Source organism: Gilliamella sp. Pra-s60 (assembly GCF_009795755.1).
Classification (GTDB): domain Bacteria; phylum Pseudomonadota; class Gammaproteobacteria; order Enterobacterales; family Orbaceae; genus Gilliamella.
Genome location: NZ_WTFA01000009.1, coordinates 75,526 through 95,449, shown reverse-complemented (window position 1 = coordinate 95,449; position 19,924 = coordinate 75,526). Strand labels below are relative to the sequence as shown.

Annotated in this window: 18 protein-coding genes and 5 tRNA genes; 6 read left to right on the top strand and 17 right to left on the bottom strand. The window is 34.5% G+C overall.

All coding sequences use genetic code 11. The features are described from left to right. The 7 genes from GQ596_RS07725 to tcdA form a co-directional block, all read right to left on the bottom strand. On the bottom strand, window positions 1-85 hold an 85-nt coding region (locus GQ596_RS07725; RefSeq protein ID WP_010312103.1), incomplete at its 3' end, for a GTP-binding protein. Between the two features lie 177 nt (window positions 86-262). Next, window positions 263-338: transfer RNA gene (locus GQ596_RS07720), tRNA-Thr, on the bottom strand. 3 nt (window positions 339-341) lie between these two features. Next, window positions 342-416, bottom strand: a tRNA-Gly gene (locus GQ596_RS07715). A 55-nt stretch (window positions 417-471) separates the two neighbouring features. After that, window positions 472-556 (bottom strand) — tRNA-Tyr (locus GQ596_RS07710). Window positions 557-588: 32 nt separating this feature from the next. After that, window positions 589-664: transfer RNA gene (locus GQ596_RS07705), tRNA-Thr, on the bottom strand. Between the two features lie 154 nt (window positions 665-818). Beyond that, on the bottom strand, window positions 819-3,518 hold the full coding sequence (adhE, locus tag GQ596_RS07700) for a bifunctional acetaldehyde-CoA/alcohol dehydrogenase (RefSeq protein ID WP_160401099.1): 2,700 nt from the start codon (window positions 3,516-3,518) through the stop codon (window positions 819-821). 319 nt (window positions 3,519-3,837) lie between these two features. Then, complete coding sequence (tcdA, locus tag GQ596_RS07695) at window positions 3,838-4,632, bottom strand: tRNA cyclic N6-threonylcarbamoyladenosine(37) synthase TcdA (protein WP_160401098.1); 795 nt, start codon at window positions 4,630-4,632, stop codon at window positions 3,838-3,840. Window positions 4,633-4,920: 288 nt separating this feature from the next. On the opposite strand from tcdA, the gene GQ596_RS07690 reads away from it, so the two are divergent. Together GQ596_RS07690 and dhaL are read left to right on the top strand one after the other, a co-directional pair. Beyond that, a complete protein-coding gene (locus GQ596_RS07690) occupies window positions 4,921-5,925 on the top strand; it encodes a dihydroxyacetone kinase subunit DhaK (RefSeq protein ID WP_160401097.1) in 1,005 nt (334 codons plus the stop codon). A gap of 1 nt (window position 5,926) precedes the next feature. Continuing rightward, entirely contained in the window at window positions 5,927-6,556 is a 630-nt protein-coding gene (gene dhaL, locus GQ596_RS07685) for a dihydroxyacetone kinase subunit DhaL (protein WP_160401096.1), read from the top strand. 106 nt (window positions 6,557-6,662) lie between these two features. Here dhaL and GQ596_RS07680 read toward each other — a convergent pair whose 3' ends face one another. From GQ596_RS07680 to GQ596_RS07650, 7 genes are all read right to left on the bottom strand, one after another. Continuing rightward, window positions 6,663-7,331: a class II aldolase/adducin family protein gene (locus GQ596_RS07680; protein WP_160401095.1), complete on the bottom strand. Its 669-nt coding sequence runs from the start codon at window positions 7,329-7,331 to the stop codon at window positions 6,663-6,665. A 27-nt stretch (window positions 7,332-7,358) separates the two neighbouring features. Next, entirely contained in the window at window positions 7,359-9,422 is a 2,064-nt protein-coding gene (locus GQ596_RS07675) for a BglG family transcription antiterminator (RefSeq protein WP_160401094.1), read from the bottom strand. 93 nt (window positions 9,423-9,515) lie between these two features. Further along, entirely contained in the window at window positions 9,516-10,901 is a 1,386-nt protein-coding gene (locus GQ596_RS07670) for a PTS galactitol transporter subunit IIC (RefSeq protein WP_160401093.1), read from the bottom strand. Between the two features lie 10 nt (window positions 10,902-10,911). Beyond that, window positions 10,912-11,190, bottom strand: coding sequence for a PTS sugar transporter subunit IIB (locus GQ596_RS07665; protein WP_160401092.1), 279 nt, complete (start codon window positions 11,188-11,190; stop codon window positions 10,912-10,914). Between the two features lie 9 nt (window positions 11,191-11,199). Next, window positions 11,200-11,676 carry a PTS sugar transporter subunit IIA gene (locus GQ596_RS07660; protein ID WP_160401091.1) on the bottom strand — a complete coding sequence of 159 codons (477 nt, stop codon included), beginning with the start codon at window positions 11,674-11,676 and terminating at the stop codon, window positions 11,200-11,202. A gap of 320 nt (window positions 11,677-11,996) precedes the next feature. Further along, window positions 11,997-13,352, bottom strand: coding sequence for a PFL family protein (locus tag GQ596_RS07655; protein WP_160401090.1), 1,356 nt, complete (start codon window positions 13,350-13,352; stop codon window positions 11,997-11,999). Window positions 13,353-13,387: 35 nt separating this feature from the next. Further along, window positions 13,388-13,657 (bottom strand): ACT domain-containing protein, encoded by a 270-nt coding sequence (locus GQ596_RS07650; protein WP_160401089.1) that lies wholly within the window; start codon window positions 13,655-13,657, stop codon window positions 13,388-13,390. Between the two features lie 127 nt (window positions 13,658-13,784). Here GQ596_RS07650 and GQ596_RS07645 point away from each other — a divergent pair, with 127 nt between their 5' ends. Further along, window positions 13,785-14,999, top strand: a complete 1,215-nt coding sequence (locus GQ596_RS07645) for a pyridoxal phosphate-dependent aminotransferase (protein ID WP_160401088.1) — start codon at window positions 13,785-13,787, stop codon at window positions 14,997-14,999. Window positions 15,000-15,084: 85 nt separating this feature from the next. Here the strand turns inward: GQ596_RS07645 and GQ596_RS07640 are convergent, their stop codons facing one another. Together GQ596_RS07640 and GQ596_RS07635 are read right to left on the bottom strand one after the other, a co-directional pair. Beyond that, a complete protein-coding gene (locus GQ596_RS07640; protein ID WP_160401087.1) occupies window positions 15,085-15,633 on the bottom strand; it encodes a hypothetical protein in 549 nt (182 codons plus the stop codon). A gap of 91 nt (window positions 15,634-15,724) precedes the next feature. Further along, the gene (locus GQ596_RS07635; protein WP_160401086.1) at window positions 15,725-16,483 is read right to left on the bottom strand and encodes a M48 family metalloprotease; all 759 of its coding nucleotides are present in this window, start codon (window positions 16,481-16,483) and stop codon (window positions 15,725-15,727) included. Between the two features lie 156 nt (window positions 16,484-16,639). Here GQ596_RS07635 and queA point away from each other — a divergent pair, with 156 nt between their 5' ends. Further along, window positions 16,640-17,680 carry a tRNA preQ1(34) S-adenosylmethionine ribosyltransferase-isomerase QueA gene (gene queA / locus GQ596_RS07630; protein ID WP_160401085.1) on the top strand — a complete coding sequence of 347 codons (1,041 nt, stop codon included), beginning with the start codon at window positions 16,640-16,642 and terminating at the stop codon, window positions 17,678-17,680. An 83-nt stretch (window positions 17,681-17,763) separates the two neighbouring features. Here queA and GQ596_RS07625 read toward each other — a convergent pair whose 3' ends face one another. After that, a complete protein-coding gene (locus GQ596_RS07625; protein WP_160401084.1) occupies window positions 17,764-18,444 on the bottom strand; it encodes a M48 family metalloprotease in 681 nt (226 codons plus the stop codon). A 136-nt stretch (window positions 18,445-18,580) separates the two neighbouring features. On the opposite strand from GQ596_RS07625, the gene tgt reads away from it, so the two are divergent. Then, on the top strand, window positions 18,581-19,717 hold the full coding sequence (tgt, locus tag GQ596_RS07620; protein WP_160401083.1) for a tRNA guanosine(34) transglycosylase Tgt: 1,137 nt from the start codon (window positions 18,581-18,583) through the stop codon (window positions 19,715-19,717). Between the two features lie 73 nt (window positions 19,718-19,790). Continuing rightward, window positions 19,791-19,867 (top strand) — tRNA-Pro (locus GQ596_RS07615). Window positions 19,868-19,924 lie beyond the last annotated feature (57 nt).

Below are 19,924 nucleotides of genomic sequence, written 5' to 3'. Positions count from 1 at the left end.
TTAAAGTTGTTTTACCATGGTCAACGTGGCCGATTGTACCAACGTTAACGTGGGGTTTTGTACGTTCAAATTTTTCTTTAGACATTTATCGTCCCTCAAATGTAATACAAATCGGTGGTGAATCACCACATTAACCAAGTATCATATTTAATATAATACTAATTTTAAATTAGCTCTGAATGATAACAGATAAAGCTATCGAGTGACAAGCTATAAAGCAGTCAAATTCGATATTTTTAGAAGTTTAGGAAATTAACAAGAATGGTGCTGATAGGCAGATTTGAACTGCCGACCTCACCCTTACCAAGGGTGCGCTCTACCAACTGAGCTATATCAGCAATTGGAGCGGGCAGCGGGAATCGAACCCGCATCATCAGCTTGGAAGGCTGAGGTAATAGCCATTATACGATGCCCGCATGTTCAAACTCGGCTACCTAAATGCTTCAATTAGCTATTGCTAATATTAGATGATGGTGGTGGGGGAAGGATTCGAACCTTCGAAGTGTGACACGGCAGATTTACAGTCTGCTCCCTTTGGCCGCTCGGGAACCCCACCCCGAATCTTTATAAACTGTTTACTTAGGAAAATGGTGCCGGCTACCGGAATCGAACTGGTGACCTACTGATTACAAGTCAGTTGCTCTACCTACTGAGCTAAGCCGGCCTAAGTGCTGCGCATTATGAACTAGAACATTTATCCTTGCAAGCAAAAAAAACAAATTTTATTTTGTTTGATTAAAAAAAAATCAAAAACATAAAAAAATCCTGAAATATAGACTATTTCAGGATTTTATTTAATCAATAATAATTAATTTATATTATTTCTTTTTGGTTGCTTTTTTCTTAGTTGTTGTAGCTACTCCTTTTGCTTCTGTATGAATAGCAACATCTTCACTAATATTGCCATTATCCTTATATGCACGTCCATAGTAAGTATCAAGCAAAATTTGTTTTAGCTCAGCAATTAACGGATAACGTGGATTTGCACCAGTACATTGATCATCAAATGCGTCAATTGCAAGTTGATCAACTTGTGCTAAGAAAGTTTTTTCATCAATACCAAACTCTTTAATTGAGAAAGGAATATCAAGATCTTTTCTAAGCTGATCTAACCAACCGATTAGCTTTTCAACTTTCTTCTCATCTTTATCCGTAGCTGCTGTTAAACCTAAGTGATCCGCAATTTCAGCATAACGAGCAACCGCTTTAGGGTAACCATATTGGCTAAATGTACCTTGTTTAGTTGGTTTGTCAGTTGCGTTAAAACGCACAACATTACTAATCAACATTGCATTAGCAACACCATGAGGAATATGGAATGCCGCACCAATTTTATGAGCCATTGAGTGACAAACACCTAAGAACGCTTGAGCAAATGATACACCCGCTAATGTTGCAGCACTATGCACTTTTTCGCGTGCTACAGGGTTTTTAGCCCCTTCTTTATAACTTGTCGGTAAGTAGGTTTTTAATAGACTTAATGCTTGTAATGCTTGTCCATCGGAAAACTCACTTGCCATCACCGACACATAAGCTTCTAAAGCATGTGTTACTGCATCATAACCACCAGCCGCACAAAGTGAGCGTGGCATATTCATAACTAAGTTAGCATCAACAATCGCCATGTGTGGTGTAATCGCATAGTCAGCTAATGGGTATTTTTGTCCTGTTGCATCGTCAGTTACAACAGCAAATGGCGTTACTTCAGAACCTGTACCTGACGTTGTTGTTACACAAATAAGTTTTGCTTTTTGTCCCATATTAGGGAAATGACAAGCACGTTTACGAATATCCATAAAGCGTAATGCTAATTCTTCGAATTTTGTTTCAGGATGTTCATATAAAACCCACATGATTTTCGCGGCATCCATTGGAGAACCACCACCTAAGGCAATGATAGTATCTGGTTGGAATGATCGCATTGAATCCGTACCTTTATGAACCACACTTAGCGTTGGATCAGCTTCTACATCAAAGAAAGTTTCACAAATAACACCTTGAGCTTCTAATTGGTCGGTAATTTGTTTTGAGTAACCATTATTAAATAAGAACTTATCCGTTACCAAAAATACGCGTTTTGCGCCTTGTTCAATAACTTCATTTAAAGCAATTGGAAGTGAACCACGTTTAAAATAGATAGAACTTGGTAATTTGTGCCATAACATATTTTCTGCTCTCTTAGCGATTGTTTTCTTGTTGATTAAGTGTTTCGGACCGACATTTTCAGATACCGAGTTACCACCCCAAGAACCACATCCTAGTGTTAAAGACGGCGCTAAATCAAAATTATATAAATCACCAATACCACCATGAGCAGCCGGTTGATTGATTAAAATACGGCAGGTTTTCATTTTACTGCCAAAATAAGTCACACGATCACGGTTACTATCTTGATCTGTGTAAAGCACAGAAGTATGCCCCATACCGCCCATTTCGACCAATTTTTCTGCTTTTTCTACTGCTTCTTTAAAGTCTTTAGCTTTAAACATGGCAAGTGTTGGCGATAATTTTTCGTGAGCAAATGGTTCTGATAGATCAACTTTAGAAACCTCGCCTACTAATACTTTTGCATCTGCTGGTACTTTAATACCTGCCATTTCGGCAATTTTAGTTGCTGGTTGACCAACAATATTAGCATTCAAGGCACCTTTGTCATTTAAGATAATACCTTGTACTGCTTTAGTTTCTTTAGCATTTAAAACATAAGCACCGTATTGTGTTAATAAACGACGCACTTCATCATAAACCGAATCAACCACAACAATGGCTTGTTCTGATGCACAAATCATACCGTTATCAAATGTTTTAGACATTAATACAGAAGCAACAGCACGTTTTAAATCAGCAGTTTCATCAATAATAACAGGCGTATTACCAGCCCCTACACCTAGTGCTGGTTTCCCTGAACTGTAAGCAGCCTTAACCATGCCTGGACCGCCTGTAGCTAAAATAGCTGCAACATCATCATGATGCATTAGTGCATTTGATAATTCGATAGAGGGTTCGTCAATCCAACCAATAATATCTTTTGGCGCTCCAGCTTTAATCGCCGCATTTAAAACAATACGAGCAGCTTCAATTGTTGATTTTTTAGCTCTAGGATGTGGAGAAAAGACAATCGCGTTACGCGTTTTTAGACTAATTAAAGATTTAAAGATTGCAGTGGAAGTTGGATTGGTTGTTGGAACAATACCACAAATAATACCTAGTGGTTCAGCCAATGTTATTGTGCCAAATGGTTCATTTTCAGCTACAACACCACAAGTCTTATCATGACGATATTTATTTAAAATGTACTCAGCGGCAAAAAGGTTTTTTATAACTTTATCTTCGACAATCCCCATTCCTGACTCAGCAACAGCTTGTTGAGCTAGTGGAATGCGTGCTGCAGCTGCGGCTGTTGCGGCTGCCACAAAAATTTTGTCGACTTGTTCTTGAGTATAAGTTGAGTATGTTTCTTGTGCTTTTTTGACTCGAGCCATTAACTCATTTAACTCATTTATGTTAGTTACTGCCATAGATTTCTCCTTGAAATTAAAAAATAAATCTGGATCGTTTGGCGTCTTCCTTGAAACTATTTAATGCTTAAGCATAATAACAAAACGAAATTGACGTTATCGTAAATCAGTTTTTTAATTTATACAATAAGATATTGCACAAAAAACAAATGTTATATGGTAGTTTTGATAAGAAAAATTTAAGGATAGATTTTTTTGATAGAAAATTAATACTACTTTAAAGATAGATTAGATAATAATCATTAAGAGTGATTTAATGTTAAAAAGCCCAATCAAGCCTTTCAACGGCTTGATTTACGTTTATTCATTCGGTCTATATTTAAACTTTAGACAATTTACTTAACACATAGCTTACAGCAACAAAACCAAAGGTCGCTGTAACCGTAGTAATAGCACCAAACCCTGATTCACAATCCATTTTTTTAGGCCCGTTAGCATCTTTTTTTGAAACGCAAACTAATCCATTTTGGGAAGGATAAGTTAGTTGTTCAGTCGAAAATACACAAGGAATAGCATATTTACCTTTACTATCTTTGTTTAATTTATAATCATGTTTTAGTTTTTCTCGTAATTTTGCAGCCAATGGATCTTGAATTGTTTTAGCTAAATCGGCAATTTTAATTTGTGTAGGATCTTTTTGCCCACCAGCCCCACCAATGGTAATAATTTTTAACTTTTGTCGCTTACAATAAGCAAGAATTGCTGCTTTATCACGAACACTATCAATAGCATCGATAATATAATCATAACGTGGTGACGTTTTTGTTCCTAAATACTCACTGACATTATTAGCATTAATGAAATTATCAATTTCATTCACAATGCATTCAGGATTAATTTCTACAATTCGCTCAGCCATAACCGAGGTTTTAGATTTACCTATATTAGATTGTAACGCATGAATTTGACGATTCGTATTGGTTATGCACACATCATCCATATCAATTAAGGTAATTTGACCAATACCGCTCCGCGCCAGCGATTCTGCGACCCAAGAACCTACACCACCAATACCTATTACACAAATATGTGCTTGTGAAAAACTCTGTAAAGCCGACTCACCATAAAGCCTAGCTATACCACTAAAACGTTGAAAATAAGATTCTTTATTCATTGATAATTTATAATAGTGTTTATACTAAAACACCTACTCTCCTGAAACTTTTTTACAAATTATAACCGTATTATTCTTTATTTAAACAATTTATCTATAAATATTAGATAACATTATACCTTTCACAAATAAAAAAACTAAATTCATAACTCTTATAAAGATCAACAATATCATCCCGATGATGAGCAATCAGTAGGATATTATTTGTCATTAATTGTATTCGTTTGAATTATTACTTTTTCCTACAATAAACATTGTTAACTACGATTACTTAAGAGGGAATAATGAATGCGTAAACCAAAAAAACTACTCAATGATCCAAATAATGTAAGACAAGAAGTTATGCAGGGGTTGATTTATGCCTATCAGGGAAAATTAACTGCAATTCCAGAACATTGTGCCGTTTATGGCAGCCATATTGCAAGCGATCAAGTTGTTATTGTTTCAGGAGGTGGTAGTGGTCATGAACCAACCTTTGCTGGATTTATTGGTAAAGGAGGTATTGATGGCTGTGCACTCGGTGAAGTATTCACATCACCATCACCAGATCAAATTATTGAAGTAACTAAAACTATAGAAAAAGGGAAAGGTGTACTATTTTTATATGGCAACTACTCTGGGGATGGAATGAATTTTGATATTTCAGCCGAAATATTAGCTGAAAACAATATTACTACTAAAACAATTCGTGCTACGGATGATATTGCTTCAGCTCCATTATCAAAAATTTCAGATCGCCGTGGTGTTGCGGGTATTATGTTTTTATACAAAATTGCAGGCGCTGCGGCACAATTTGAAAAATACGATCTTGATAATCTTTATCAAGTAGTATCAAAAGCCAATAACAACGTTCGAACTATAGGTGTAGCCCTAGATGGATGTGCATTACCTCAGTCGAATAAATTTAATTTTGAGTTAAAAGATAACGAAATTGAAATTGGCATCGGTATTCATGGTGAAGCAGGATTACGTCGACAAGAAATGACATCATCAGATGAGGTTGTCAAGGATATGATAAATCGCCTTTGTGATGATTTACCTTTTGAAAAGAATGACCGAGTGTGTGTGTTGATTAATAATTTAGGAACACTTAGTAACACGGAACTACTCATCATAACGCGTAAAGTAGGTATTGAACTTGATACTCGAGGCATAATCAGCCACGATGTCGTTGTTGGTCATTTTTGTACATCGCTTGAAATGTCAGGCTTTTCAATCACCTTGATGAAGTTAGATGAAGAACTACAATATCTTTATGATTTACCTTGCAAAACACTAGGATGGAGAAATTAAAATGAATTTATCACAAGTTCGCAAAATGATGTTATTCACAGCCGAAAAAATGATTGAAAGTGAACCAACATTAACATCTTTAGATCAAATTGTGGGGGACGGTGACCACGGCATCGGTATGAAGCGAGGGTTTGCAGCTATCATTGTGTTACTACAAGATGAAAGATTTCAACCAACAAATATAGGTGACTTTTTTATTCAAATTGGCACAAAATTAATGACAAGTATGGGGGGAGCCTCAGGAGCAATTTTTGGTACTTTATTTAGAGCAGGAGGAAAAAGTATTACTGGAATCACAGAATTTGATTCAAGCGCACTATCAACACTACTTAATGAGGGTTGGCAAGCTGTCTATCAACGAGGAAACGCTAAACCTGGAGATAAAACTATGGTTGATGCCTTAGCTGCTAGTGCAACAACGGCAAGCAGATTAACTACTTTGAAATTAAAAGATGCACTACCTAAAATAGCACAATCTGCTATGGAAGGAGCAGAAAAAACGAAACAAATGATCGCTGTATTTGGTCGAGCTAAAAATTTAGGTGAACGAGCAATTGGCCATATGGATCCTGGTTCTGTTTCAATGGCGTATATTTTGAAATTTATGAATGAGTATATTCAAATCCAATAAAATAATAAATCCGCCGATAATATCGGCGGATTTATTATAAAGATATCGATAAAATAAAACCTTTCCTTTCTCACTATTTTTTAGTTAACGTATTTAAATTAATAAACTAAAAATTATTTTTAAACTTAATTTGCGAAGGATATGCCCAACTTTGTAACTCCTGTGAAGGGAATCCTCCAGGATCTTTACCACCATTAATAAGCAGAGCGTGATAGTAAATTTCAGCCATTTCTTCAATATAAGCAGCCTTTAATACAGCTTCATAAGGGTCTTTATCTACAGCAATTGCGCCATGTTTTTCCATCAAAATTGCATCAGCTCGTTTTATAGGTTCTATAACGCTATTTGAAAGTTCTGGAGTTCCTGGTCGTCCATAAGGTGCAACAGGAATAACACCATCTTTTAAATTAAGAATGGCACATTCATAAACAACCGCTGGAATAGGTCTGGCTAATACGGCAAATGAAGTTGCAAAAATAGAATGAGTATGCGAAATAGCAAAAATATCAGGGCGAGCTTTATAAATCTCAAGATGCATTAAACATTCACTCGTTGGTCTCAATCCAGAATCAGCTTCAATAACATTTGCGTCAAGATCCATCACAACAATATCTCGAATTGTTAACAATTTTTTATCAATTGTTGTTGGAGTAACAAGCACATATCCTGTTTCTTTATCGCGAACACTAGAATTACCAGCTTTATGTTTACACAATCCCCACTCACTCGACCTTTTAGCCATATCGACAACATATTGTTTTTGTATCTCTAACATTTTCAACTCCTATTTTCACAAGATATTTCATTGATAATTGGCAAACAATTCCCAGATTTCATTGCTATTTTTAGCATTTCTTATGCGAGTTGCGCCGTCATTTAATTCTAATAATTCATTTAATTGAGCAAGAGCTTTAAGATGTTTTTGTGGATTATTTGTTGCTAAAACAACAATTAAATCAGCTTTCATATAACCACAAATATTGATTTTTTCAGATAACTTAAGTAGAGACATTGAAACTTTATTCACACCATCATCAATACCAGCATGAGCAATAATTAATCCATTAACCAACATAATATAAGGTTGTTCGAATTGGATTTTATTAATCATTCTTTCAAGATAATAACTTTCTATGGCTTGGTTATTTAACAGAGGTTGAGCAGCTAATGCCAATGCTTCTTGCCATGCTATATCAACCTTTTCTGTAATATTGATGTGTTCTTTTTGCATTAAGTCAGCTAATGAAGGAACCTCCTGTTGTGTTATTCGTACGGGATTATCATTCACTTCATCGTTATAAAGATATGCTGTTAATTCTTTTTGTAATGCTTTTTGATCTTTAATATTGCTGTATTTTTCAATAATAGACATAAGTTCTTCTACTTGAATTATACTCGGATCAATACCTTGTAAAGCACCAATCACTTGATTACGAAAAGCATTTTTATGGGAGTTATTGAGTAACGAGTTGACAATAAATAGCAATTTATCAGTAGATAAATATGAAGTAGAAAAAACAATATCGTAATAGTGATTATATTTTTCAAACTCACGTTTAGACATGGCGTCAGAAAAATGTAATTCAGGAAGTAATACTTGTAAAGTTAAGTAAAGGTAAGTTGAAACAGTTGCACTATTTTCACAAACAAAAATAGCTATCTTTTTCGTTTTAATTTGATTGATCAAACCTTCTCGAGTTAACCACCCACCAAATAAGACAGTAATAAAAGCGACTTCTTCATCTGGCATATTACAATGTAAAATTTTTTCAAAAGGGTAAATTGCTTTTCGAACCATTTCATGTAAATGACCAAACTCTTGTAATACGATACCATATACACTATTAATATTGGTAATGTGATAACGAATGCGATAATAAGCAGGTTTCCAATGCTGATATATACGTTCAATAAGTTCGCTTTTATCTTGAAAAGCTATGCAACTGATCTGTTCAAAATTATTAATAACTTCAACGACACTTTCTAACAAAACCGCATCTAAATGAAAATATTTATCAGATATTGTTTGTATATTAGAACTTTGCACTAATACCATTAAAAAGATTTGTTCATTCAGATCAGTAATACCAAATTTTTCAATCAGTTTTTTTAATAGTTGAAAATCACGGCTATTTGCTGCCTCAGCATAATTTTCAGGTAAACGTTTAATTTTTTTATCTGTTTCTATCCGCTGCAATATAAAACAAATAAAGTAGGTTAATTCTTGCAACTGCTCATCAGTAAAAACAATTTTTAATTTTCTTTCTATTTCACTAAAAACCTGCCCTACTTGTTCTAAATGCCCTTGGGTAATAATCTCATTTTCTCTAAAAATTTTATCAGCTATTGGCATACTAATAATTCTACGAATTAATTTTAGTAACAAATAACGTTTGTCTATTTCATCACCGATAATACGATAACCATTTTCACGATCATAGTTGATTTGTAAATGATATTGGACAATCATTGTCTGCACTTTTTTAATATCATTTATAACTGTATTCTGGCTGACAGTCAGGGACGAAGATAGATGTATTAATGACAACCTTTCTGTTCTAATTAACAAGAAAAAAAGAAGCAGATGAATACGTTCATCTTCAGAATAAATATAACGTCCAATAGCAAGAGATACTGGTTCATCTCTAAATGTTTCGATCACTAATTTGGGAACACTAAATTTACCAGTTTTAAATCGTCTGATTAATTCAAGGTTAGATGATTCAAGAAAATCATTAATTTTTTTAACGGTGTAACTAAGTTGTTTACGAGTTAACCCGAATTCAGATTGAAGCTCAACTCCACTAATATTTGGATTATGAATTAATGCTTTTAATACAGCATGAATTCGCTTATCGATAACCATATAACAATTACCTTATTGTTCGTTGTCTGATGGTAATAAACATTACCATCAGATTTACTGCAGATTATGTTCAACGAATACTTTAACTATCATTTATTCATTATTTTTCTCAACTATATCTTGTGCAACTTCTTTGCGTAGTTCACGAGCATAGAGGAAATAACCCACACACCAATAAACAGCAAAAATCAATGGAACAAAATAGCCTTGTAAACATTGCCAAATAAATGAAAACGCATAAGTAAAAATAGGTGCATCAATAGAACTATTTGAAATTAACTGATTAGATGGAATATCAATAGCTTTAGTGGTTAATCCTAAATCGGTGATAATCGGTGCAAATTGTGTTCCAACAAATAAAAAGAATGGCACACCAATAATGGCTAAAATCACCATTCTTAAGGTGTTTCCTTTAGTTAATATATAAGCAGGAACAATAAGCGCAACATTAATAATACCTGCAAAAGGTAGAATTTTGTTACCGGGTAAAATAACAGCCCAAATTAAGGTAAAAGGAATGGCAACAATTACTGTAAACCAAATCTCGCTTGAACCACCCATAAATGGCCAATCCAAACCAACAAATAATTTACGACCAGCAAAACGTTTATTCATATAATCACTAATTGCCTCAGAAATTGGCGATAGTGCTTGCATAAATAGCTTAGAGATCATTGGAAATAACATAAGAGCAGTAGCAGCTTGCACACCAAGCATTAAAATAGCTGCAACATCATAACCAGCAATAATTCCAAAAGTCACACCTAATAAAAAACCAATAACATGATTTTCAGCAAAAACTCCAATTTTTGAACGTAATGTTGCTGCATCCATTGGTTTATTTAAAATAGGTATTTTACGCAGTAAGAGATCAAAAGGATAATAAATCGCACTAAAAAATAACATTCTATGAGTACAAGTTACACCTGGAATACCTGTTAATTTTTCAATTCGATGTTGATTAATATCACCGGAATTAAGTTCTAATATGATCTGCAAAGTAGCAATAATAAAAGCAACGACTAAAGCCATAACAGAACCTAAAATTGGAGTAGCTACAGCAACAACAATAAATGCTGTGAAAATTTTCCCCCACACATTCCATAAGTCAGCATTAAAAGTATCAGTCTTTTTTAATGCCAACATCAAAATATTAACCCCCACTTGCAAAGGAAACATTAAAAATGCATACGGCCAAGCCCAAGATACATTTGCCATAGTAGTCCAACCACCATCAACAATACTAAGTTCAATACCTGTTCGTTCCATCATTGTTTGCGCAGCTGAACCAATAGCACCAACCATAAATCCAATTAGCATACTCATACCAACAAATGCAACGCCTAAGGTAATTGCAGCTGAAGCTCCATCTCTAAATTTCATGCGCACAATTAAACCAGCAATTAACATAATGAAGGGTACAAAAACAGGGGCACCTAAATTCAAAATATAATTTATAATTGTTCCTAAAAAGTCCATATTCGTACTCCTATTTACAGGCATCGATAATTTTTTGTAATTCCGCTTCCATATTTATCCCTGTTAAAAATGCAATACCATTGATAATGGGAATAGGATACTGTTTTTCAATTTTAGTTATCGCTATATAAGCAGCACTATTTTTAATGTGAGTATCAACAGACTTAAGATCAACAACTTCCACTTTTATCTCATCAAGATTCCGTTCTTTTAATAAACGAGTTACTTTACTAGCCACAGTTTGTGATGTAGCCACTCCGCTGCCACATGCAACAATAACTTTTTTCATAATGCCTCCTTATAAATTGATATTCGACGTCAATAATGTAAAAATTTCACGTTCGGTTTCTGCGTGATAAAGCGCTTCTAAAAAATTCGAATTCACAAAACAGGCCATCAATTTTTGTAATAAATCAATATGCCCATTCGGTTGATTAAACCCAAGTAAAAAAACAAAGTTAGCCCTTAATACATTGTCATTATTCGCCATTTCACACCATGGAATCGTACCTTTGGCTCGAGCAAAGTAAATAAAGGGTCTAATAACATGCTCAACATCAGTATGGGGCATAGCAACTACATAAGGTTCTGTTGGTAGTGCGGTTGGGAACAAAGATTCTCTTTGCTTTATTGCATCTAAAAAGGAATGATTAACATAACCACCACTTTTTAAAATAGGAAACGTAAAATCGAAAAATTGATTAGCATTTTGAAAGTTTTTATCTAAAAGGATCAAATTTTCAAAAAACATTTGGTCGTTAGATTCATTTCCCATTTCGTCCTCCATCATGGTGTGATCTGCAAATTTATAACAATATAACTAATTTGATATTGCCTGAATTAAATCAGCACTAATTTGATATCATTAATTTTAGGGAATTAAGATAAAAGAAACGAATAGATTTGATACCAAATAATATCCATGATATTGCTCATCACAGGGACAATTATGTTGAAACAACAAAAACAGACTATTAAGTAAGAGCTAAAAGATAATTTACGAAAATAACAGTAAGATTAGTTTTTTGACATTCCGTCTACTTTAATAATGTAGACGGAATAAAAGAAATATATTTTCATTTAAAATTTAATACATTAATTTTTAAATGAATGAATTGGAGCAGGAATTCGTCCACCTCGATTAATAAAATCACATGAACTAAATTTATTTACTGGCATAACTGGCGCATGACCAAGTAGACCTCCAAATTCAATATTATCGCCAACATTTAAACCTACAGCAGGAATAATGCGAACAGCAGTTGTTTTATGATTAATTACACCTATTGCTGCTTCATCAGCAATGATCGCAGAAATCGTTTCAGCTGGTGTGTCGCCAGGAATCGCTATCATATCAAGCCCAACCGAACAAACACAGGTCATCGCTTCAAGTTTTTCAAGATTGAGTGCGCCATTATTTACTGCATCAATCATTCCTGCATCTTCTGAAACAGGAATAAATGCACCACTTAATCCACCAACATGACCGCAGGCCATTACGCCACCTTTTTTAACTGCATCATTAAGCATTGCTAGAGCGGCTGTAGTACCATGAGTACCAACGGACTGTAATCCCATTTCTTCGAGAATATGAGCAACCGAATCACCAATTGCTGGAGTTGGTGCTAATGATAAATCAACGATACCAAATTTGACGCCCAAACGCTCAGAGGCTTCTTTACCAACCAACTGTCCCATACGAGTGATTTTAAACGCTGTTTTTTTAATCGTTTCAGCAACAACATCAAATGGTTCCCCTTTAACTTTTTCAAGAGCACGTTTAACAACGCCAGGACCACTTACCCCAACATTAATAACACAATCCGCTTCTCCTACCCCATGAAAAGCGCCTGCCATAAAAGGGTTATCTTCAACTGCATTAGCAAACACCACTAATTTAGCACATGCCATACTACTGTTATCTGCCGTTAATTCAGCTGCTTTTTTGATGATTTTCCCCATCTGTTTTACCGCATCCATGTTGATACCGGTTTGGGTAGAGCCGACATTGACCGATGCGCAAACTCGTTCTGTTTGTGCAAGCGCCTGTGGAATTGATTTAATTAAAATATCATCCCCTTTATGGTAGCCCTTTTGTACTAATGCCGAAAAACCACCAATAAAGTTAACACCGACCGCTTTGGCTGCTTCGTCAAGTGTTTTGGCAAATTCAACATAATCTTTATCATCACTAGCACCGGCAATTAAAGAAATAGGGGTAACTGAAATACGTTTGTTAATAATTGGAATGCCAAATTCAGCTGCAATTTCGTCACCGACAGTAACAAGGTTTTTAGCAAGATGTGTAATTTTATTATAGATTTTTTGACGAGCTTTTTTTCCATCACTATCAATGCAATCAAGCAATGAAATACCCATAGTTATTGTGCGAATATCGAGTTTTTCTTCCTCGATCATTTTAATAGTTTCGAGGATTTGCTTAGTTTCCATTCGTATTATCCTTACTAAAAAGTATAAAGATTAAATTATAAACGATGCATTGCATCAAAAATTTCTTCACGTTGTAAATTAACTTTGACTTTAAGCTTATCGCCCGTTTGTATAAGTGCTGTTTTTGCTTCTTCAAATGAGATATTAACTTTGGTTAAATCAAGTAGCATAATCATCGTGAAATATTCATCCATAATAGTTTGGCTGACATCTAAAATATTAATGTCTAATTCATATAATTTCTGACTAATACCTGCAATAATTCCTGTTTGATCTTTACCAATAACCGTTAAAATGGTTTTCATAACACTCTCCGCACAAAATTTAGACAATTAAATAATATTTATTACCCTATCCATAATAGCATCTTCAAAAATTATCGAAATAGGAGTAGATTATTTTTTTCAGTAAAAACAAAAAAAGAGCGACATTATGGTAAATTTCCAAAAATCCAACAAATTGGATAATGTTTGTTATGACATCCGAGGACCAATCCTTGAGCATGCAAAACGACTAGAAGAAGAAGGTCAAACAATCTTAAAACTCAATATTGGAAATCCAGCTCCATTCGGTTTTGCCGCACCAGATGAATTATTGGTTGATGTTATTCGCAATTTACCAGCATCACAAGGGTATTGTGATTCAAAAGGACTTTACTCGGCACGAAAAGCAATTATGCAACATTATCAGGCTAGAGGGATCACAAGTTTAGATGTTGAAGATATTTATATAGGTAACGGCGTATCTGAGCTCATTGTTCAGTCCATGCAAGCATTACTTAACACTGGTGATGAAATACTGGTACCTATGCCAGACTATCCGTTATGGACAGCAGCTGTTAGCTTGTCTGGAGGTAATGCGGTACATTATCTTTGTGATGAAGAAGCAAACTGGTCGCCAGATTTAGATGATATTAAACAAAAAATCACACCTAAAACAAAAGGTATTGTCATTATTAATCCGAATAACCCAACGGGGGCTGTTTATAGTAAAGAAGTGTTACTTGAGATCGCAGAAATAGCTCGTCAAAACAACTTGATCATTTTTGCTGATGAGATTTACGACAAAATTCTATATGATGATGCTGTGCATCATTCCATTGCAGCATTAGCACCTGATTTATTTGTTATTACCATGAGTGGGTTGTCAAAGACGTATCGCGTAGCAGGATTTAGACAAGGATGGATGGCACTTTGTGGTCCTAAACACCATGTAAAAGGCTATATTGAGGGGTTGAATATGCTTGCTTCCATGCGTTTATGTGCTAATGTGCCATTACAACATGCTATTCAAGGTGCACTAGGAGGTTACCAAAGCATTAATGAATTTATCATACCTGGTGGACGTTTGTACGATCAATGCATGTCTGCATGGAAAATGCTTAATGATATTCCTGGAGTTTCATGTACCAAACCGCAAGGTGCGTTATATCTATTTCCAAAATTAGATCAGAAAAAATTTAATATTTATAATGATCAAAAATTAGTATTAGACTTTTTATTACAAGAAAAAGTACTACTTGTTCAAGGAACCGGTTTTAACTGGCATAAACCAGATCATGTTAGAATTGTTGCTTTACCTCATACAGGTGAGCTCAAAGATGCTATTGAACGATTTGCTAAATTTTTATCGAGTTATAAACAATAAACCTTTTAACCGTAAAAATCCATTACCCAAATTTAGTTATGAACTCCCTTAGGTAATCTAGAGGGAGTGAATAACTATTTGATATCTATAAGATAACATCAGTATTTTCAAACAGTTTTGTAATTTCTTTCGTACTTGCATCTAATGCTGGCAAAAGATCTTTTTCCACAAGGTCTATTTGTTCTTGTAATTTTGTAATGCCAATAGCAATAGCCATATTCCCTTTAGCGATCTCATCATGAAGGCGATTAACTTCTCGGTAAAAACGTTGAGAATCACGCAAGAACTTAGGTGGAGTTCCGAGTGTCGTTGAAGAAAATTTCATATTATCCCAAACCAGTGTATAAAAATTTAAAGGTTCACTACGGGCACCAAAATAACTACTGTCTTGGTTTTTTGTCATATAAGCTTTTAAAATAGCAATATTATCGAGTAATTCATATTGTAAAGATTTTTGGAGGTAGTAGTTTTCTTTATAACTTTTCATATTCTCGAATTGCACAGCTTGTTTAAACCCTTGATTCGCTGCTAAAAAAACTCCTACAATGGTTGCAATTAGGATAAAAAGTTGGCTAACCCAAAAACTTACTTTTTTTATTTCATCAATTTGATTTTCCTTATGGCTTGAATCCATTCTATTCCTCCGCTATTAGTCTTTGTAGTATTTGGTTAATATCAAATAAAAAAGCGCCATTTATGGCGCTTTAGATTAAAAAGTGTAGTTTTTATTTTTTAAGTTCAGCAATTTTTTTACGAATGTTTTTAGCACGATCTGATGAAGATGGATGACTACTTAATATAGATGAATCACCACCACCTAATTTATCAAATGCAGTTGCAAGGCCTGCAGGATTAATTTTTTTCTTAACTAAGAAATCAAAAGAGTAATTATCTGCATCTTGTTCTTGTTTTTGTGAAAACTGAGAATTAATAACTGCTGATGCTAAAGCACCTAAGCTAGATTTAGATAAAGAAGCGATTTTAGCATTACCAGATGCTGCTGCAGCATCACGTGCGATTTCAGTAGCATAAGCAACTTGTATTGCTTTCTTACTATGACCTAAAGCAACATGCCCTAATTCATGGCCTAAAACACCTTGAATTTCGTTATCAGTCATCATATCCATTAAACCACTGTAAACACGAACACAACCATTTGCCATTGCCCATGCATTAACATCTTTTGTAATGTAAACTTTATAATTAATCGGTGTGCCATCTACGTTATTACCAAGCGCCTTAGCAATTTTATTTAATCGTTTAGTATAAGCGCTTTTAGCTGGAGCAATTTTTGATTGAGCATCCATTTCTGCACATGATTGTTTACTTAATTCTCTCACATCATTATCACTTAAAGTAGCAGCTTTCAAACCTTTCATACCAAGACTCGTTAAGTCATCTGCACTCATATTTTTACAACCAACTAGTGACATTGCAGCAACTAAAGGTAAAGCGACTAATAATGTTTTCTGATGTTTTTTCATACTGTTTTCCTTATATTTATATAAATCAATTTCTATCTAACATTTGTTAGATAGTTTGAAATTTTAACTTAACTTTCATAATAATCAACAAATAATTACTTGATCAGACATTATGAGGGCTTTAGACTAGTGCCTAATTTTTTAAGGAACACGATTATGCAACTATCCGATTTTGATTTTTATCTTCCCAAAGAGCTAATAGCCAAACATCCTTCAGAAACCAGAAGTGCATGTCGACTTTTATCGCTTGATAGTCACACGGGTAAAATTGAAGATAATGTATTTACTGATATTATTGATAAAATCAATCCTGGGGATTTACTTATTTTTAATAATACCAGAGTTATTCCTGCTCGCTTATATGGTAAAAAAGCTTCAGGCGGAAAAATCGAAATATTAATAGAAAGACTACTAGAGAATAATCGAGCTCTTGCACATATTAAAGCTTCAAAATCACCGAAGGTTGGGGCGGAATTAATTCTAGGAGAAGACAGCACTATCAATGTTACTATGTTAGCACGCCACAATACTTTATTTGAATTACAATTCCCTGATGATGTTCTTAGCATTTTAAATAAAATTGGTCATATACCATTACCACCTTATATTGATAGACCTGACAATGAACAAGACCGAGAGGTTTATCAAACGGTTTATAATAAGGTTCCCGGAGCCGTTGCAGCACCCACTGCGGGGCTTCATTTTGATCAACCTTTATTAGAAAAATTAAAGCAAAAAGGTGTTGAAATGGCGTTTGTTACCTTACACGTCGGAGCAGGAACATTCCAACCAGTTAGAGTTGAAAACATTGAAACGCATATTATGCACTCGGAATATGCAGAAGTTCCTGAGTCAGTTGTGGAAGCGGTATTAGCATGCAAAGCAAGAAACAATAAAGTTATCGCAGTAGGGACAACGTCTGTCAGAGCATTAGAAAGCGCAGCTAAAAAAACAGGTAAAATTGCCCCTTTTTTTGCTGATACCCAAATTTTTATTTACCCGGGCTATCAATTTAAGGTCATTGATTCACTTATTACCAATTTTCACCTACCAGAATCGACGCTTATTATGCTTGTTTCAGCGTTTGCGGGATACGAAAATACCATGAAAGCCTACCAGCATGCCGTTAAAGAAAACTATCGATTTTTTAGTTATGGTGATGCCATGTTTATTACAGATTTAAGCGAAAAATATTAACAATACTTTATAAAAAATAACCGAATAAAATTATGTTAGCAATTAAAATTAATCGGTTATTTTAAAACGATTTATATAAATACTTATTTACCACCTAACCTATCTAAAATACGATTAATACGGCTTATATTTGGTGGATGCGATGTTATTAGCTTTTTTGTTGAATGGTTCTGCATCTTTTTTAACATGGTTACCAAACCTATTGGGTTGATATTTTCACGCATTAATAAATCAAAAGCATAATAATCTGCGTCGAACTCATATTGCTGAGCAATATCTTCTTTAATAAGAACGAATATATCTTTATTAGCTATTTCAACATAAGGAGCCTGTCTAAACGATTTTATAGTATGTTTAAGAGCGATATGAGCTTGTTCATGCGCTAAAACAGCCTGTAATTCATTATCGTTAAGTAATTTAATCAATCCACTATTTATACGAATACAACCATTAGCGGTTGACCATGCATTGGGGGCAGTATTTAAATAAACTTTGTAAGTTAATTCAATATTGTTAATCTTTTTTGGTAAAGTTTGGGCTAGCATTTGAAGTTTTTTATCAAGCCAACTGTTTTCGTTAACAACAACAGATTGTTTATCTGATTCAACACATACTTGCTTACCAATAGCCTCAATATCTTGTTCAGATAGATGTTTAATTTGTTCTGATGTAATAATAAATGTAGGTTTCTTATTTGAGGATTGACAAGAAAGCAATAAACAAAATAAAAAACATGATATCAAAAATAAAATAATACGCTTCAAACGTCTTAATCTCCCTTCAAATATTGTCTATTGTTTCCTTGCACGATAAACTAGCGCAGCAAACTAATAATACAATAACGTATTATAACAATAATTAGCGCCAAACTGTTTATTTGGTCGCAAGAGGTTAACAAAAATGAAATTTGAACTAGATAATACCGATGGATTAGCTCGCCGAGGGCGTATGAAATTTGAACGCCGGGGAATTGAATATACTGTTGAAACACCGGCATTTATGCCAGTCGGTACTTATGGTACAGTAAAAGGTATGACACCAGAAGAAGTTGCCGCAACTGGTGCACAAATATTACTTGGTAACACATTCCATTTATGGTTAAGGCCAGGACAAGAAATTATGCGAAAACATGGTGATTTGCATGACTTTATGCAATGGCATGGTCCTATTTTAACCGATTCAGGTGGTTTCCAAGTTTTTAGCCTAGGTGATATTCGTAAAATAAAAGAAGAAGGTGTCTATTTCCGAAATCCAATTAATGGTGATTCGATTTTCTTATCACCTGAGATTTCGATGGAAATTCAATACGATTTAGGTTCGGATATAGTAATGATTTTTGATGAATGTGCACCATTTCCTGCTGACTGGGATTATGTTAAAAAATCAATGGAAATGTCGTTACGCTGGGCTAAACGAAGCCGAAAGCGTTTTGATGAATTAGGCAATAAAAATGCACTATTTGGTATCGTGCAAGGTGGTATACACCAAGAGCTACGTGATATTTCAATTAAAGGATTAACCGAAATCGGCTTTGATGGCTATGCAGTCGGTGGATTGGCTGTTGGTGAACCTAAAGCTGATATGCACCGAATTCTAGAAGGTACATGCCCACAATTACCTGCCAATAAACCCCGTTATTTGATGGGCGTTGGTAAACCAGAAGATTTAGTCGAGGGTGTTAGGCGAGGAATTGATATGTTTGACTGTGTAATGCCAACACGTAATGCCCGTAATGGTCACTTGTTTGTGACAAATGGTGTAATAAAAATACGTAATGCAAAATATAAAGATGACACCACACCGCTTGATCCGCATTGCGATTGTTATACGTGTAAAAATTATACTAAATCTTATCTTCACCATTTAGATAAATGTGGCGAGATTCTAGGTGCGCGTTTAAACACTATCCACAATTTACGTTACTATCAACGCTTAATGGCTGAAATTCGTGAAGCTGTTGCAAACAACCGCTACGAAGATTTTGTTATTGAGTTTTATCAACGAATTGGTAAAACACCTGCGCCGTTATCAAAATAAAATCATAACAGATATAATTTTTTATCATAGGTATTGACACTTTTTAGTTAGCGCAGTATTATGCGCTTCCTAACGGCGAGTAGCGCAGCTTGGTAGCGCAACTGGTTTGGGACCAGTGGGTCGGAGGTTCGAATCCTCTCTCGCCGACCATTACCACCTTTTAAACCTCTTTTTAACATCATTAAATCATTAAAAAATAACAAGTTA

What these genes read in the sequence shown, in the direction of transcription:
- adhE (WP_160401099.1), bottom strand. Translation starts at nt 3,518, where the DNA reads ATGGCAGTAACTAACATAAATGAGTTAAATGAGTTAATGGCTCGAGTC.
- tcdA (WP_160401098.1), bottom strand. Translation starts at nt 4,632, where the DNA reads ATGAATAAAGAATCTTATTTTCAACGTTTTAGTGGTATAGCTAGGCTT.
- GQ596_RS07690 (WP_160401097.1), top strand. Translation starts at nt 4,921, where the DNA reads ATGCGTAAACCAAAAAAACTACTCAATGATCCAAATAATGTAAGACAA.
- dhaL (WP_160401096.1), top strand. Translation starts at nt 5,927, where the DNA reads ATGAATTTATCACAAGTTCGCAAAATGATGTTATTCACAGCCGAAAAA.
- GQ596_RS07680 (WP_160401095.1), bottom strand. Translation starts at nt 7,331, where the DNA reads ATGTTAGAGATACAAAAACAATATGTTGTCGATATGGCTAAAAGGTCG.
- GQ596_RS07675 (WP_160401094.1), bottom strand. Translation starts at nt 9,422, where the DNA reads ATGGTTATCGATAAGCGAATTCATGCTGTATTAAAAGCATTAATTCAT.
- GQ596_RS07670 (WP_160401093.1), bottom strand. Translation starts at nt 10,901, where the DNA reads ATGGACTTTTTAGGAACAATTATAAATTATATTTTGAATTTAGGTGCC.
- GQ596_RS07665 (WP_160401092.1), bottom strand. Translation starts at nt 11,190, where the DNA reads ATGAAAAAAGTTATTGTTGCATGTGGCAGCGGAGTGGCTACATCACAA.
- GQ596_RS07660 (WP_160401091.1), bottom strand. Translation starts at nt 11,676, where the DNA reads ATGGGAAATGAATCTAACGACCAAATGTTTTTTGAAAATTTGATCCTT.
- GQ596_RS07655 (WP_160401090.1), bottom strand. Translation starts at nt 13,352, where the DNA reads ATGGAAACTAAGCAAATCCTCGAAACTATTAAAATGATCGAGGAAGAA.
- GQ596_RS07650 (WP_160401089.1), bottom strand. Translation starts at nt 13,657, where the DNA reads ATGAAAACCATTTTAACGGTTATTGGTAAAGATCAAACAGGAATTATT.
- GQ596_RS07645 (WP_160401088.1), top strand. Translation starts at nt 13,785, where the DNA reads ATGGTAAATTTCCAAAAATCCAACAAATTGGATAATGTTTGTTATGAC.
- GQ596_RS07640 (WP_160401087.1), bottom strand. Translation starts at nt 15,633, where the DNA reads ATGGATTCAAGCCATAAGGAAAATCAAATTGATGAAATAAAAAAAGTA.
- GQ596_RS07635 (WP_160401086.1), bottom strand. Translation starts at nt 16,483, where the DNA reads ATGAAAAAACATCAGAAAACATTATTAGTCGCTTTACCTTTAGTTGCT.
- queA (WP_160401085.1), top strand. Translation starts at nt 16,640, where the DNA reads ATGCAACTATCCGATTTTGATTTTTATCTTCCCAAAGAGCTAATAGCC.
- tgt (WP_160401083.1), top strand. Translation starts at nt 18,581, where the DNA reads ATGAAATTTGAACTAGATAATACCGATGGATTAGCTCGCCGAGGGCGT.